The organism is Ahniella affigens (assembly GCF_003015185.1).
In the GTDB taxonomy this organism is placed as follows: domain Bacteria; phylum Pseudomonadota; class Gammaproteobacteria; order Xanthomonadales; family Ahniellaceae; genus Ahniella; species Ahniella affigens.
Genome location: NZ_CP027860.1, coordinates 2,030,451 through 2,047,186 on the forward strand (window position 1 = coordinate 2,030,451; position 16,736 = coordinate 2,047,186).

The following is a 16,736-nucleotide window of genomic DNA, read 5'->3' on the forward strand; positions in this document are numbered from 1 at the left end:
CAAGCGCCGCCCCTGATGCCGCGCACCTTGGTGAGACTAGAATATGATCAACACTGAAAAGGTCGCAGTCGCGCCCGGTCGTCGACGTGACTTGGAGCAATTGCGGGCGCTGGCGATGCTGACTGGGGTCGTTTTTCATGCCGGCTTGGCCTACAGCGCCTGGGCTCATCCCTTCATGCCCACAGCAGATCGCCAGCACTCGGTTTGGGTCGATGTCCTGCTTTGGTTGCCGCATCTCTGCCGTATGCCGGTCTTTTTTGTAATCGCCGGTTTTGCGGCAGCAACACTCATTGCGAGACAGGGGACTGGTGCGCTGATACGCAATCGGTCGTTGCGAATACTCTTGCCATGCTTGGTGTTGGTGCCAGTCAATCATCTGACCATGCAATGGCTGCTGGCCGAGGCCATGACTAGAGTAGTGCACCGACCGCCCCTGCTGGATTGGCTCGGCACCCATAGCGAGGCGTCCGCGATGCTGGCAATGCCTGGCACCGGTCATCTTTGGTTCCTCTACTATCTACTGATTCTGACGGTTCTGACCTGGTCAGTGCGGCAGTTTAACTGGTCTTGGCTGACCCGACTGTCTTGGCTCCGTCGGGAATCGTTTTGGCAGTGGGGATTACCGTGCCTGCTGATTCCGGCACTGGCTTCCGTGTCCGCGCCGCATCCGGCGCCGGAGTCGCTCTTGCCGAATTTTTGGGCGCTGACGTTCTTTGGCGCGTTCTACGTACTGGGATTCTGGATGGCGACGTCGAATCCGATACGCGTAGCGATCGAATCAAGGTCAATCCGAAGCTTCCTACTGATCATTCCGGCCTATGCGGCGTTTTTGCTGCTGGTTCAAGAACGCATTGACTGGCTGGGAACCCAGGATTGGACAGAACCGATGTCGCTCAGTCGCGATTGGCGAATATGGCCCATCGCCGCGCTGGAGGCCTACTTGAGCGTTTGGACGAGCGTGTGCCTCCTAAATGCGGCAGCGCGTTGGTTGTCGCGTCCGTCCTTCATACTCAGCTATCTGTCGGAGGCTTCGTATTGGACGTATGTGGTGCACCTGCCAATTCTGTTCGCGATTCAATACCGGTTGCTGGACCTGGAATGGCCTGCTGTCGGCAAGTTTGCGTTGGCGGTGGCGCTGACATTGTCCTTTAGTCTGGTGAGCTATGCCGTGCTGGTTCGACATACGCCGTTAGCGCGCATTTTCGGTGTGGTGAAGCGATCTGACGATCGTGGTGTGGCGTTAGCCGCGTCCCGCACGACCAGTATTCCGCAGAAAACATGATTGCGCGGCTGCTGTTCCAGGAGCTCTGGCCGCAGATTGCGCGCAACGGGCGTGGCGGCGGCTACTACGTTTTATGGTGACGGGTTATTCTTGCCACCTTGCTGCGGTTGGCAGCTCGTGCTGAGTCCCGATGTCGACCTTGACGCTGGTGTTGGATTGTCATGATGAACTGCCCGGTATCGATCCTTCGGACTGGCAACTGTTGAGTGCTGACGAGCGGCACAAGGCCAATCGATTCGTGTTTGATCGCGATCGTCAGCAGTCCATTCGCGCTGCCGCCGGACTTCGGCGGGCGCTCGCTGCATACTGCGGTCTGCCGCCGGAGACGCTGGTTTTTCAGCGGAATGCTTATGGCAAACCATGCCTCGTGCCGGGACCGGCAAGCGCGTCGACTGCGGTGCCGCAGCCGACGACGAATTCTGTTCAACTGTCGCATTGCGAGTTCAACTTGTCGCACAGCAGTGGTGCCATTCTGATTGGTATCGCTCGGCATCCCTTGGGTGTGGATGTGGAGCACTTTGCAGGACGCCCGTTTCCCGAGTCGGTCATGAGTTCGGTGTTCACGGATCGCGAGCGCGAGATGGTCTGCAGTGACCGGTTGGGCCTGCAAATTTCGGGGTTCATGCATTGGTCGCGCAAGGAGGCGGTCATCAAAGCAGATGGCCGCGGCATGAGCCTCAATCCAGCGGGGTTTGATATTCGAGTTGAACCATTGCCGGCGCAGTCGGCCGAGTTGGCACGCGACTGCTGGCGTTGCGACATTGACGGCCAGTCGTACTTTGGTGCGACCGTTGCGTTGCGAAAAGGGTGGGTGTGCGCCATTGCCTGCCGCAATCAGGCCGACCGCGACCGCGCGCTATGGCTTTGGGACCGCTGGTAGCGTTCGCGTAGCCCCGCGCTGTTCGCGGCGCTGGAAGGTAGCTTGACACCACCCTCCAGTGCGCTTGCCGATGCACCGCGTTGCCGCACCAGATCAGGCCTGGCGCAAGGCTTCCGTAATGTGCATTCGCGCCGCACGAATCGCTGGGAACGATCCACCAATCAAGCCAATCCCCAAAGCCCACTTCATGCCCGTCCAGAGCAGTTCTGGGGTTACCCTGAACTGGAACACGATCTGGCTGAAATTCTCCGACAGTGTCGACACGCTATAGCCGTTGAAGAACACCCAGGCGAGTGCGGCGCCAAGGACACCACCAGCGGCGGCGAGCACCATCGTCTCGATCATGATGGCAACGACGACTGGCAGTCCTTTGAAGCCCAACGCGCGCAGCGTTCCGATTTCCCGGGCGCGGCCGGCCACGGCCGCGTACATCGTGTTCAGCGCACCAAACACCGCGCCGAACGCCATGATGGCGCCAATGATAGTGCCGAGCGCCGTGATGAGTTGGGTCAGGCCCTCGGACTGCTTGACGAAGTAGTTGCGCGTGGTCTCAGCATCCAGCTTGAGACGCGGATCGTCATCCAAGGCTGCCTTGAGCTGGGCCAGGCCTTCGGCGCCCGTCAGTTTCACGGTCACTGACTGGTACGCTTGGCGACCGTAGGCCGCCGCGAGCGTGGTGGCGTCCGCCCATAGTTCGGAGTCGTGAGCATTCCCCGACTGGAAGATGCCGACGACAGTCCAGTCCTGATTGCTGAGTTCGACGACATTCCCAAGCTCCAGGCCTTGGAATTCATCGCTGGCGCCTTTGCCAACCACCAGTTCGCGCTTGCCTGTTTCAAAGCGTCGACCGGCAATCAGGTTGATGTGGGGGCGAATCGTCCAGGATGATTCGGCAACCCCGCGAATCTGCGCGTTTGCCTCAAGGCCATCACTTTTCTTGAAGAACGTCGCAATCTGCGACATCTCGGCACTGATCAAGGCCTGATTCCCGGTATCGCGTGCGATGCCCGGCAACGACGAAATCAACGCAACTTGTTCGCGCGTCACAACCGAGTTCACTTCGACTCGGGAGCCGCCGCGGAGAATGATGGCGTTGTCATCGGACCCACTCGGCGCCAGGGTTTGTCGGAAGCCTTCGGACATGGCCAACATGGCCACCAGCACGCCGACCACGCCTGCGATGCCCACGACGATGACCGACGAGATCCCGATTCGTTGCGGCAACGTGGAGAGCCCAATCTGCGTGATCGCCCAGGTCTGCCGGCCCATGCGGGTGAGGCCAAGCCAGAGCGCGACCAGTGCCAGCAAGCCCACGGCGAAAGTCCAAGGCAAGATGACCCAGATTGCAAGTAGCATGATCAGGATCAACAAGATCGCAACCTTGATCAGAAATTCTTTGAGTCGATTCATAATTTCCTCAACGTCCGGCGAGCGCGTCGACGATATTCAGCCTGAGCGCGCGCAGGGCGGGCGCCAGACCAACGATGATGCCAATCAACAGGCTGAGCAAAATAGCCGCCGCCCAGGTTTGCGCGGGCACCGATGGCAGCTGGATGATGCCGCCACTGTTGGCGCTGATACCCGGCATCATGGCGCTGGCGACGCCGACACCGATGGCCGCGCCCAGCACAACAATCAGGCAAGACTCGAGCAGCACCAGGGACATGACGGTCACATCGCTAAAACCAATGGTCTTCAGAATCGCCAACTCCGGGATCCGCTCGCGAACCGCTTGGGTCATGGTGCTACCCGTCAGCAGCATCAGCGTGAAAAACACCGCGCCCATGATCAGGGTGACGATCAGTCCGACATCCGCGAACTGTTTGGCGAATGCTTGGTTGAAGGCCTGCTCAGTTTGCGTCCGGGTCTCGCGGTCTGAATTCTCCGAGAGCTTGTCGATCGCTTTGCCGACGACCACTGCATCTTTGTTGGCATCGAGTTCAACGATGATCCAGCCGACCTGATTCTTGATGTAGTCGTTGGCTTCGTCGAAATACTTCCAGTGAAACATCAGCTGGTTTTCCTCACCTTTTCGCTTCTCGTCTTTGATGCGAAAGATACCGGTCAAGGTCATCGGCCAGTTGTTGCTGCCCTTTTGTGGAAAGATCGTCGCTTGCAACGGAATCACGTCGCCCACTTTCAAATTGAAGCGCTGGGCCAGTGATTCGCCAACGATCGCACCGGTCTGATTACCTTCAAAGCGCGCCCGATCCTCAGCCGACATCTCGTATTCCGGGTACAGGTCCAAGTAGCCCGGACCAATCGCGAAATTTGGGAAGAACTGCCGATTGTCCTTCAGCACGCCGCCAAACCAGGAGGCATAGCCGATGCGCTTCACGCCATCGACGGTCTCGATCTGACTCAGCAGACTGAACGGCAATGACTGGGTGATCGACAGCCGCGACGAGACCACCATGCGGTTCGCGCCAGCCACGGCGCCACCGGCGTCAAACGCCACGCGGACCGAATCGAGCATGCCAAACAGCAAGAACGCGGTGACCACCGAGAACAGCGTCAAGAACGTACGCGTCTTGCTTCTGAGCAATGACGCCCAGATCAAGTGGACGTATTTCATGCGGCCTCCGCGTCGTTCACGCCTACCAGTGTGCCTTTGTCCAGATGGACGGTGCGGTTCGCGTATTCAGCGGCCTTGGGATCATGAGTGACCATGACAATGGTCTTGCCGTGCTCACGATTCAGGAGCTGCAGCAGACTCAGGATTTCCTCGGCCGATTGGCGGTCGAGATCACCCGTGGGCTCATCGCAGATCAGCAGCGTGGGGTCGGACACAATGGCGCGAGCGATCGACACGCGCTGTTGTTGACCGCCCGAAAGCTCCGAGGGCAGGTGCTTGCTGCGGTCGGCCAGACCGACCAGGGCCAATGCGATCTCGGCGTTGCGACGGCGTTCCGATGCACTCAGATTGGTCAGCAACAGTGGCAACTCGACGTTCCGCTGCGCGCTTAAGGTCGGCAAGAGATTATAGAACTGGAACACGAATCCGACATTCCGGCTACGCCAGTTGGATAATTTGTTGGAACTCAACGCGTCGATGCGCTGGCCGCCCACATTGATCTCGCCACTGCTTGGCGAGTCCAGGCCGCCAATCAGATTCAGCAATGTGGTCTTGCCAGAACCAGAGGGGCCCATCAACGCGACAAAGTCGCCCTTCGGGATCGTGAGATCAATGCCGTGCAGAACTTCGATTTTCTGCGTGCCGCGCTGATACGACTTCTTGATGCTACGGAGGGAAACCAGTGCGTCCATGTTTGTCTCCAGACTCTGAAGGGGAGGGGAAATTCGGGGCAGTACAGGAAAAGGCTGCATGGGGGATGCGACGAGTCAGGGCGACTTGGCTTGCGGGGCCGCCAAGCTGCCGTTGGTGAGGCCTTCGGGTGGGTCGACGATGACCGTCTCGCCGCCGTTCAGTCCGGCGCTGACTTCCACGTCATCGCCGATACGGCGGGCAATTTTGACTTCAGTCTGAGTGGCTCGACCATCTTGCAACGTGAAGACAACGTCCTTGCCATCGCGCTGTACGACAGCACCACCGGCGACCATGACGCCCCGGTCGACCAGAACTTTTTTCGTCTCGATCTCGGGCTCCAGGAAGCTGACGCGCACGCCCATGTCGGGCACAACGCGGTCGTCTTTTTCCTTGAACCCGATTCGAACCTTGACTGTGGCCTTCCCCCGGTCGGCGGCCGGAATCGTGGCGATCACGGCGGCGGGAATTCGCCAATCGGGGTAGGCATTCAATACGGCTTCGACTGGCATGCCGGCGGTCACCCGACCGATGTATGCCTCGCCGACATCGACTTCGATTTCCAGCGAGTCCATGTCGACGATGGTGCCGATGCCAGTGCGCGTAAAGCCGCCACCGGCGGAAAGCGGCGACACGATTTCACCAGGCTGGGCTGCGCGCGCAATCACGACACCCGCAAACGGCGCCCGCACGATGGTGTTGTCGAGGCCGTTCTCGGCGATTCGCAGTTGGTCCTGGGCGACTTTCGCATTTTGCTCGGAGTCGATCAGCTGCGCGCGCAGACTGTCGCGGGCGGCAATCGCTTCATCCAACAAAGACCGCGCCACCAAGCGCTTGTCAAAAAGTGCGCTGACGCGCTTGGCATTGGCTTCGGCCTGCACGAGCTGGGCGCGAACGGAGCCAGACAAGCTGCGTGCCGCGGCCAGCTGTGAACGTGACAGGTTGAGCTGGGCTTCTGCATCGATTGGATCGAGCGTGGCCATGACCTGGTCCTGCTCAATCCGCATGCCTTCCTGGATCAGCACTTCGCGGACGCGCCCAGTGATCTTCGATGAGACGGTCGCCATGCGACGGGCCACCACGTAACCGGTGGCGTCCAGAACGGACGCGTTGCCGCCAGACGCATTGGTCCCAAGTTTGACTGCCAGCGCGGTTTGCACGGGAACCGCGGATTCCCGCAAGTACAGAAACGCCCCGACGGCCACGGCCGCCAGAAGCCCAATGCCCAGTCCCCATTTCAGTGTCGGCGACCAGCCTTGGTCGTCGTCATTGCGGTTGATTTTCAACTCTTTGAGGAGTTCTCTCGAATCTTGCATGAAAAGGCTTCCAGGTTGTGTTGATGCTACACGCGCTACCAAACTTGCCAAGCGTGGCGGAACCTTCGGTTCGGACACGTTCGTCTTGAAACTGGGCCAGGCGCAGACTCCGTGCGAGGCTGAAGGTCCCGGTTGGACGAGTTCAGACCGTCCCAAGAGACCCGCGCCAATTCGGGAATCGGCGAGGCGGCAATCCCGCTTCGTCGAGCGCACATGGCGCCATCGGTGACTCAGAATCGATTCATCCGTGCCACCGCGGCATCGACGCTGACCACACGGATCAGCGCCCAGTCTATCAGCGTCTGCATTCACCCAAGCGGTTCCCAAACCGGAATGGCCGGGACACTTGCGTGGATAGCAGGCTAAATGCCGAAAGCGGCAGCTGTTTCGCGAACAGAGCGTAGATTCACCGTGTAAGCGCAGAGTTTAGAACGCGGACATGGCGGACGGTAATGATGGACGTCATGTTGCCACTGTTGCCTCTGACACCTTGCGTTCCCGGCGGCGGTGTGGTTGTGCCTGTCGGCAACGGGCGCGGTTTGTCCAGGACCGGCAAGTGCACTGGACATTACCAGTCGCCGCGAACGGCATCCGTGAAGGCGCCTACTTGCATCACGCGTTCCGAATCGAATGGGACGGTCGTTTGGTCCTTGCAGTCCACAGTCAAGGACACGAGCGTCGGAGATCGCGCTCGGCAGTTGGCAACGGGCTCTGGCCACGCCCCGGTCCGACTTGCCGCGCGTGTTGTTGCGCGCGGCAAGCCGGCCATGGCGTTGGCCGACTCACAGCCAAAGGCGGTTAACGTCGGATCAGCTTCAAGCGCGCGCCCAGTTTGGATGCCTGTTGTTTCCGCTGGTCATCGAAGTAGGTTTCGCGAATCGTCCCGAGCTTTTCAGTCAAACTGCTGAGGTGGTCGTCGGGTTGGTCGGCCAGCCAGGTCAATAGCGGCATCAGCTGTGCATTCAACATGCCGATGCTCGCATCACTGAATGCAGCACCGCGATATTCGAACTCGCCGAACGCATGATCATCGGCTTCGTTCAGCGTGAACAGCAGATCGAACTTCGCATCCCGACGCGTCACATCAACCTGCCGCTCTGCGACATTGCGAGCCGTACTGGCGTCGATCCGTCGGTAGACGTAACGGACGCGATACAATGGCTCGTCCTGAGTCTGGTCGGTGCGGCGAAGGTCCGACTGCAAGGCCTCGCACGGGTAGTCTTTGTGCTCGAAGGCCTCCATGCATGCGCGTCGCGTTGCGTGCAGAAGTTGCGTTCCGGTTTTGACTTGTTGACCCACCAGACGGATCGGCAGCGTGTTCAGCAGGAGCCCGATGCACGGCTCGAGATTGGGTACACGCCGTGTGCTGATGGGCGTACCAATCGCGAAGTCGGTCTGTCCGCTCAGGTTGGCCAGAAGCTGGTGCAGCGTTGCGAAACCGAGCATGAACATCGACAGGTCAGACGCACGAGTGCGGGCGCGCAGTCGGGTGAGCAGGTCACCATCGATTTTGAACGACTGCCATCCGTCATGGTTCTGTTTCGTGTCGCGCCATTCAAGGCGCGGGAGTTCGTGCAGATGCTGCAGCCAGAACTCGCGTTGGCGGGTCGCTTCGGCGCTCCGCAGGAAGTCTGCTTCCCAGAGCACAGCGTCTGTGAAATGAAGTGGCAGTGCCTTGGCCACAAGATCTGCTTCCGAGTACAGGCGATTGAGATCATCGACCAGAATCTCCATCGACAAGTAGTCGGCAATGATGTGGTGGATGCTGAGCATCAGAATGCGGCGGTTCGGTTCGATGGTCAGTAGGCAGGCTCGCAGCAGCGGGCCCTTGAACAAGTCGAAAGGTCGGATTGCAGCGTCGGTCAACCACTCTCGGGCTTTCGCCTCCGCTTGAGTGCGGTCCAGCGCCGAGAAGTCGACGACGTCGAACGCCACGCGTTGCACGTGATCGACGCGTTGCCACACCGCGCCATCCCGGTACTCGAAGCGGGTCCGTAACGCTTCGTGCCGATCAACCAACGCTTGCAGCGCGTTGCGCAGGCGACCAGTGTCCAAGTCGCCATCGAGGTGCATGGCCGAGGAGATGTTGTAGGCGGTCGCAGTCGCATCGAGTTGTTGATGCGCGAACAACTGCTGCTGGGCGAGGCTGAGGGGATACCAGGCATGATCAACACCGGCGGGGTGTTGCGCCAGCCAATCGGCGCGTAAACGCTCAAACGCATCGACGACGGGCACACCTGGTTCCGGCTGGCTGCCCGAAACGATGCTGCCTAGTGCGCTCAGAACCGGATGCTCAAACACGTCCCGGATGCTGAGCTCAATGCCATGGTCGATTCGCAAGCGAGAGGCCAGTTGCATTGCGACCAGCGAATTGCCGCCCAAGTCGAAAAAGCTGTCGTGCCGCCCAACTTGGTCGATCTTCAGCAATTGGCACCAAAGCGTCGCCAGCAGGCGCTCGGTGTCGGTGACCGGCGCCTCAAACGCTTGCGACGGACGCTGCATGTCGGGCTTCGGTAGCGCCTTGCGATCGACTTTGCCGTTTGCCGAGAGTGGCAAAGCGTCGAGGCCAACAAAGACTCGGGGCACCATATAGGCAGGGAGTCGCGCCGCCAGATACGCCGCCAATTCCTCGGCGGTCAGTGTGGCCTTCGGTGTCGCATTGGGTTCCCAGGTGCGCCATTGCTCGGCATCGATCGCGCCAGCGATGAATCCGTGCAGAAATTCGCGTTCGCCAATAACAGTGAGCGCGCTGGCCGCTGGGTCCTGAATGGCACCTACCGGGCAAACGCCGACGTCCAGCCGCCAGCAGCGCTCCATCAGCGCCTGCGATCGTTGTCCGACTGCCGCGAATTGTCGGTCTGATGGCTCGCCAACCATCAATACAGCGAAGCCTGCGTGACGATAGATGCTTGAATTCGCGTCATTGAACAAGGCCGCGCCATCCAGCGCGATCGGCTCCGGCGACAGCGCGTGTTTGCCCGGCCAATAGCGGTACCAGCCTGAAGGCAACGCTTGGCCGGGCTGAACGTGCAGCAGTGTGTCGGTCTGGTCGACCTGTGCCATGGCCAGAACGGCCGCGATTTGGTCGAGGCTGCAACCACGGTCAGCGAAGCGTCGGAAACTCTGGCGCTGCAGGAGGTGATCTGCGGGCTCCAGTGATTTGGGCGGCGGCAATGCAATGAGATCGGTCGGTTCGATTGGCGATGCCGACGACGATGCAATGGGGGCGACGTCGGCGACGCCGAGCACAATCGAGCCCAACTGCAAGGCCCGCGGGGGCAGGGCGGCGGCGTGGATTCGCTCGGTCGACCATCGGACCGACAACACCACGCCGTGCGCTTGCGCCGCGTCTTGCACGACCGCAGCGAGATAGCCTGCCTCCAGGAGACAGAATCGCCGGGATTCGTCCTGGCCATAAAGTGGTTCGATCGCATCGAGATCGGCAATCAGGCGCAGTGTCAGCGAATCTGGTGCGCGCGCATCCGTGCCAAGGTCATCGTCCAGTTGAATCAGGCGATGTTCCATGGGGTGGTAGTAGTGCGTTCCGGCGTTGAGTGCATAGGTGCTACTGAGTGATGGCGGCACGCTCACGTAGACTTGCACGGGGTAAAGGCTTGCGGCCGACGCGTAGCGGTACTTCGGTAGCGGCTGGTCGTCCATGCGGTGCGCGCGGAGCCCTTGCATCAGCATGTCCAGCGCCGGCGTCGTGATCGTAATCCGCGGGTGACCATCGCCAAACCGGCGGATACCGCGTTGCTCCAGTTTGAACAACGTTCGTTCATTCGGATCCTGGATCCGACCGCCGCCGTCGTTGCCAGCAACCTGCTGTTTGGCGACGACATAAGCGACCAGTGTTTTGCTGTCCTGGTGGTCGCCAATCGCGTTCACCGCTGCCTGGGCAATGTCGGGGTGACTTTGCAACGACGTTTCGATATCGCCGAGTTCGATGCGATAGCCCTGAACCTTGACTTGCGCGTCTTCGCGGCCCAGGAACTCAATATTGCCGTCGGGCAAGTAGCGGCCCAAGTCGCCCGTTCGATACAGCATGGCGCCATCGCTACCAGGCACAAAGCTCAACGCGGTTCGCACCGGATCACGCCAGTAGCCTTTGGCCAGTCCGATTCCACCAATGTACAGTGGCCCCGTGACTCCTTCTGGTCGCGGCTGCATCGCGCTGTCCAACACATGGAAGGACTGGTTGCCCAAAGGCCGACCGTACGGCACGCTGCGCCAACCGGAGGTCGCTTCGGTCACCGGGTAGTAGATGGACCAGATGGACGCTTCGGTCGCGCCGCCCAGGCTGTAGACGGCGGCATCATCGGCCAGTGCCCGAATGCGATCAGGGAGTGACACTGGAATCCAGTCGCCACTCATCATCACGACGCGAATGGGGCCAAGACCCGGTTCAGGCAACCGCTCGCAGTGATCGACGAGCAACTGCATCAACGCGGGGACGGTGTTCCAGACCGTGACCTGGAAGCGGTCAACGCATTCCCACCAGTGCGCGGCGTTGTCATGGCGACCATACTCCGGCAGCACAATGGTTCCGCCCACCGCCAGAATGCCGAAGATGTCGTAGACCGAGAGATCGAAACTCAGCGACGACAGTGCCAACACAGAGTCGCCAGCCCGAACGCCAAAGCGGTCGTTGATGTCCAGGACCGTATTGACGGCGCCGCGGTGGCCAATCACCACGCCTTTGGGTTTGCCCGTTGATCCAGACGTGAAGATGACGTAGGCAATGTCATCAGGCGTGACGTGGGCAGAGGGCGTTCCCGCTGGGAGCGCATCCAGCACGTTGGGGTCAAGGCTCAGGCAATGCAAGCCGTCCAGCGCAAATGCCGTGTCCGGTTGCACGAGGGCAATGCGCGCCCCACCTTCGGCAATGACTTGCGCCTTGCGCTGGTCGGGCAGATCGGCATCGACGGGCATGTAGGCCGCGCCGGCCTTGATCACTGCGAGCACCGCAACAATTTGCTCCCAGCCCTTGTGCATCAGGACCGCAATCAGGTCTCCCTTACCAGCGCCGGCGCGTATCAGCGCGCAGGCCAGCGCGTCGCTCCAGCGGTCCAGCGTGTGATAGTCCACCGCAAAGGTTGGCGTCTGCACCGCGACATCGTTTGGTCGAAGCTGTGCCTGGTGCACCATGAGCGTGTGGAGACATTCGCTGCTCTTTAGGAACGGCACATCATTGATCCGAGCGCGTCGCTCAATCTGGTGCGGGGGCGTGAGATTGTGCGGCACCTGCCAGCTATCGGAATGCTCGGCCAGCTGGACCAGCCGGGCCGAATACGCCGCAAACATGTCGTCGAGCATGCCATCTGGAAACACGGCGTCCAGCGCGTCCCAGACCAGGGTCAAGCCGCCGTTTTGCTCGGCAACCTGGTGGTCCAGCCAGACTTGTGATGTCTGCGAGGCGCTATAGCCTTCCTGGGCGTCTTCAGCAGCCGCTGATTCATGGCCCTGACCGGGCGTTTCGAGGCCCAGAATGCTGGTGAACACCACGGGCATGGCTGCGCCATGACTGCCTCCACGCGCGCGTGCGAGCTCGCGGATCATGTCCACACCGGAGAACAACTTATGCTCCAGGTCATGCCAGAGCCGCTGCTGCAGCGCTTTCGCGCGGCTGGCAAAAGGTTGCTCGGGAACGTATTCGCAAGCGAGCAGCAGCGATGACGTGAAATCGCCGACCAAGGACTCGACGTCCCGATGCAACGGCAAGCGATTGAACAACGTGAGGTTGAGGGCAAATCGCGGGTCCTTGCTCCAGGTGCCCAGTACTTCTGAGAACGCCGTCAACACGAAGCCAGTAGGCGATACTTGCAGGCTCTGCGCCCGCTGTTTCAGAACCTGCCAATGGGCGGCCGAAATCGTTTGGCGGCGGCGCGAGAATTGTTGCTGTTCGAGTCGTGCGGGATCGCGGGCCAGGGGCAAATCGGGGCGGCTGGGAAACGTCGGCAGGCGGTCCAACCAGTAGCGCTTGGCGCGTTCGAATCGAGGCGAGGCGAGCAGCGCCTGCTCGGCCAGGACGTAATCGCGGAAGCTGATCGCAATCGGCGCCAGACTGGATTCGGGTTGGCGGTAAAGCTGGCCAAGCTCGGCAAACAGAATGTGGTTGCTGACCACGTCGGAGATCAGCATGTCGATGCAGAAGTGCACACGCCAGTGCGTGTCGTCGATCTGGCTGAAGCGCAGATCAAACAGTGGTCCCACGTCGGCAGGGAGAATCTGGCTCTTCATCTCCTGGCGCAAATTCAGCAAAACGGACTCCGCATCCGGATTGTTGCGAAGGTCGTAACGTCTGGGCTGATAGAGCGGTAGGGAGGGCAGGATGCGCTGCGAGCCATCAATGGCAAACACCGCGCGCAGCATGCCATGACGCGACACCAGCTGATTCCAAGCGTGGCCAAACCGCGCTGGATCCAGATCGACGATGTCAATCTCCAAATAGTTCTGTGTCGCGATATTGCCGAGTTCGAAACTGCCGCTCCGACCGAGCCAATACGCTTGTTGAATACTGGTGAGTGGGAATGGGGCATCAGCACTCGCGGGATCGGATTGCACCACGATGTCCGTGACCGTTTCCTGGGTAACGGCCGAGTCGCGACGTCGCGCGATGTCGTCAACCAGTGCCCCGAGCGTTGGCCGCCTGAACAGATCCGGCAATGCGAGCGTCACATTAAGCGCTCGCTCGACTCGGTCAAGCAGTTGCACCGCCAGCAGTGAGTGGCCGCCGCAGCGAAAGAAGTCCTGGTCCATATAGGCGGTTGCCAGGCCCAGCACGGATCGCCAGATCTCGGCGACCTGACACGCCAGCTCGCCGTCGGGAACAATCGATGCCTCGGATTGAGCGTTGTGTGCCTGTGCCGTGGCGAGTGCCGCAAGCGCCTTTCGGTCGATCTTGCCATTCATGGTCAGCGGGAACGCGTCCACCCTGTGCATCTCGCCGGGCACCATGTAGGGCGGCAGGTACAGACCGGCAAACCGTCGGAGTGCGTCCACATCCAATGGTTCGGCGCTCGGTCGCACAAATGCCACCAACTGTGCCGATCCCTGGGTATCACGGCGCGTCACCACCACCGCTGATGCGATTGCCGGGAATTGCCCGAGGACGCTCTCGATCTCGCCGAGCTCAATGCGATAGCCGCGCACTTTGACTTGGTGGTCGAGTCTGCCCAAGAAGCTCAGCCGGCCATCGCCGAGCCAGCGGACCAGATCGCCGGTTCGATACAAGCGGGCGCCGGAGGCACCGGCATACGGGTCGGGCAAAAACGCCGCTGCGGTCTGCGCTGGATTGTTGCAATAGCCACGAGCGAGTCCATCACCACCAATACAGAGCTCACCCGGCACACCGATTGGCACAGGATGGCCGAGATCATTGAGGACGTGTAGCGTGGTATTGGCCAACGGCACGCCCAACGGCGCGTTACTCACATCGCGAATGCTGGCGTCGCTGAGTTCGACTGCGGCCGACCAGATGGTCGTCTCAGTAGGACCATAAACGTTCATCAAGCGGACGCCGGCCGCCAGCAGTTGCAAAGCGAGTTCCTGAGGGAGTGCTTCGCCGCCGCAGAGTCCGAGCAGCGGCAGAGCCGAACCGGCCGCTGCCTGGAGCACCATGCGCCAGGTCGACGGGGTTGCCTGCAGCACACTGACCTTTTCTGCTCGGGACGTGGCGAGCAGCTTTCGGCCGTCAGCGACTTCCTCACGGGTCGCTACCACAACGCGAGCACCGCAGAGCAGCGGCAGATAGAGCTCCAACGCCGCGATATCGAACGAAATGGTTGTGACCGCCAGCAGCGTATCGTCCTCGGACAGGCCGGTCTTGTCCTGCATGCTGACCAGGAAATTGCAGAGGCCTTGATGGCGAACGGCGACGCCTTTGGGTCGCCCGGTGGATCCCGAGGTGTAGATGATATAGGCGACTTGCTCAGGGTGCAGCGCGGGCCAGCGAGTGGCCCGACTCACTGGCGCCGACGCGATGGCATTGATTGGCAGCGTGGTAATCGCCTCAGGCAACGCGACCTGCTGTTCGTCGCAGATCGCAATCCGCGCGCCACAGTCGGCCAGCATGTAGGCAATGCGTTCGGCCCCGTACTCTGGATCGAGCGGGACATAGCAGGCACCGCTGCGCAACACCGCGAGCAAGGCGATCACCATGTCAATGCCGCGACCCAGGCACACCGCCACCGGTTGTTCGGGTTGCACGCCCAGTTCCAAAAGGTGCGCGGCAAGTCGGTGCACGCGATCCTGAACCTCGGCATACGTCAAAGTTGTTTGTGCGCACGTCAAAGCGGGGCGCGTGGCATGCTTGACCGCCGCGACGTCGAACCAGTCGGGCAGAAGGGGCGCCTCGATGCGTCGTCGCGTGTCGTTCGTGTGGGCCAGCTGCGCGCGCTCGGGCGGCGACAGCCAGGTCAGCTCCGACAGCGGGCGCGTGGGCGCAAACGCCATCTGTTCAAGCATGGACAGGTAGTGCGCTACCAAGCGTTCAGCCGTTGCTTGATCGAACAGGTCGGTGCGGTACCGCAGCGATCCCAACATGCCTCCTGCCTTGGTTTCGGCGAGTGCCAGCAGTAGATCGAACTGCGAAGTAGACTGAATCTGTTCCAGGTACGTCGCTTGTAGAGCCGTGTCTTCCTCGCGTGCGGCGGCCGTGTTCTGCAGCATGAACTTGACCTGATACAACGGCGTGCGACTCAGATCGCGCGCCATGTTCAGGCGTTCAACCAACTGGTTGAACGGCAGGTCCTGATTGGCAAATGCCTGAAGGCAAGTGCCCCGCGTCTGTACCAGCAGATCGTGATAGGTGGTGCTCTGATCCACGCGAAAGCGCAAGGCCAGCTGATTGACCAGAAAGCCGATCAGCGATTCGGTTTCGGCATAGTTGCGATTGGCGACATCGGTCCCGACCACCAAGTCGCCCTGGCCCGACCATCGATGCAACAAGGCGACGTAGCACGACAGCGTCACCATGAAGAGACTGGCATTGGCCTCTCTCGCGATTCGCTTCAACGGCTGCAGCAGGTCGTCAGAGATCCGGAACTGCAATTCGTGCCCGGCAAATGTCTGCGTAGCCGGGCGCGGCCGATCGGTCGGCAGTTCGATCAGATCGGGGGCGCCTCGCAACTGGTCCTGCCAGTAGTCCAACTGTTTCGCGAGGCGTGCGCCTTGCAGCTCCTGTTGTTGCCACACGGCGTAGTCGAGATACTGCACGGACGGCGGCGGGACGGGCGGGGCTCCCTGCAAGATCGCGCCGTAGTTGTCCCAAAGCTCATCGAGGATCAAGGTCATCGACCATGCATCCGACACAATGTGATGCATCGCGAGCAGCAGAATGTGATGTTCTGACGCGAGCTGCAACAGGGTTGCCGAGAAGAGTCCGCCCTGCTCAAGATCGAATCGTTGTTTAGCATGCTCGACGATCAGCTGATCCTGTCGCGCGCGCTGTTCGGGCTCCGGTAACGAGCTCAGGTCGAGCTGCTGGAGCGTTGGAACGATGCTGCCGTCGGTTCGGCGCGTGGGTTCGCCCGCATTGAGCACATAGCGCGTGCGCAGAATCTCGTGGCGGGCGACCAGGCGATCCACGGCGCTGGCCAACGCTTGCTGATCGAGCGGGCCACGAAGCAAGAGGCCGGCATGCAGATTGAAAGCGGCGCCCGTATCGGAGAAGCGATCCAGGAACCATAGGCGCTGCTCAGCCGATGACAAGGGAAAGTGCTCGCGATCTCGCGCCACGGGCAAGATGGCCGGTGCGACCTCGACAGGCTGCTGGGTGGCAGCACGTTGCTTCAGAATTCTCTCCAGCGCAGCGCGCTTTTCAGGGGAGAGTTTGGCAATTTGGTCCGACAAGGTACTCATGGGGTGTTCCTGATAGTTCGTGGCACGCTTGGCCCGCGACTGCCGAGAGGCAGGCGGGGCGATTCAGCGCGCCAGTGTTCAATGCGACATTTGCCACGATGATTCATGGGCGCCCGGGCACTGGGCGTTTGT

The 16,736-nt window shown here is 60.8% G+C and carries 7 protein-coding genes; 2 read left to right on the forward strand and 5 right to left on the reverse strand.

Going from position 1 to position 16,736, the window contains the following annotated elements; genetic code table 11:
- The first annotated feature begins 43 nt into the window (after window positions 1–43).
- Window positions 44–1,282, forward strand: coding sequence for an acyltransferase family protein (locus tag C7S18_RS07955; RefSeq protein ID WP_106891051.1), 1,239 nt, complete (start codon window positions 44–46; stop codon window positions 1,280–1,282).
- A 130-nt stretch (window positions 1,283–1,412) separates the two neighbouring features.
- Complete coding sequence (locus C7S18_RS07960) at window positions 1,413–2,162, forward strand: 4'-phosphopantetheinyl transferase family protein (RefSeq protein WP_106891052.1); 750 nt, start codon at window positions 1,413–1,415, stop codon at window positions 2,160–2,162.
- Between the two features lie 93 nt (window positions 2,163–2,255).
- Here the strand turns inward: C7S18_RS07960 and C7S18_RS07965 are convergent, their stop codons facing one another.
- The 5 genes from C7S18_RS07965 to C7S18_RS07990 all read right to left on the reverse strand — a co-directional run bounded on the left by C7S18_RS07965 (window position 2,256) and on the right by C7S18_RS07990 (window position 16,604).
- Complete coding sequence (locus C7S18_RS07965; RefSeq protein ID WP_106891053.1) at window positions 2,256–3,572, reverse strand: ABC transporter permease; 1,317 nt, start codon at window positions 3,570–3,572, stop codon at window positions 2,256–2,258.
- A 7-nt stretch (window positions 3,573–3,579) separates the two neighbouring features.
- Window positions 3,580–4,737 (reverse strand): ABC transporter permease, encoded by a 1,158-nt coding sequence (locus tag C7S18_RS07970; RefSeq protein WP_106891054.1) that lies wholly within the window; start codon window positions 4,735–4,737, stop codon window positions 3,580–3,582.
- Entirely contained in the window at window positions 4,734–5,429 is a 696-nt protein-coding gene (locus C7S18_RS07975; RefSeq protein WP_106891055.1) for an ABC transporter ATP-binding protein, read from the reverse strand. Before C7S18_RS07975 ends, C7S18_RS07970 begins: the two co-directional genes overlap by 4 nt.
- Before the next feature lie 75 nt (window positions 5,430–5,504).
- The gene (locus C7S18_RS07980) at window positions 5,505–6,743 is read right to left on the reverse strand and encodes an efflux RND transporter periplasmic adaptor subunit (RefSeq protein ID WP_106891056.1); all 1,239 of its coding nucleotides are present in this window, start codon (window positions 6,741–6,743) and stop codon (window positions 5,505–5,507) included.
- Window positions 6,744–7,541: 798 nt separating this feature from the next.
- Window positions 7,542–16,604, reverse strand: a complete 9,063-nt coding sequence (locus tag C7S18_RS07990) for a non-ribosomal peptide synthetase (RefSeq protein WP_106891058.1) — start codon at window positions 16,602–16,604, stop codon at window positions 7,542–7,544.
- Window positions 16,605–16,736 lie beyond the last annotated feature (132 nt).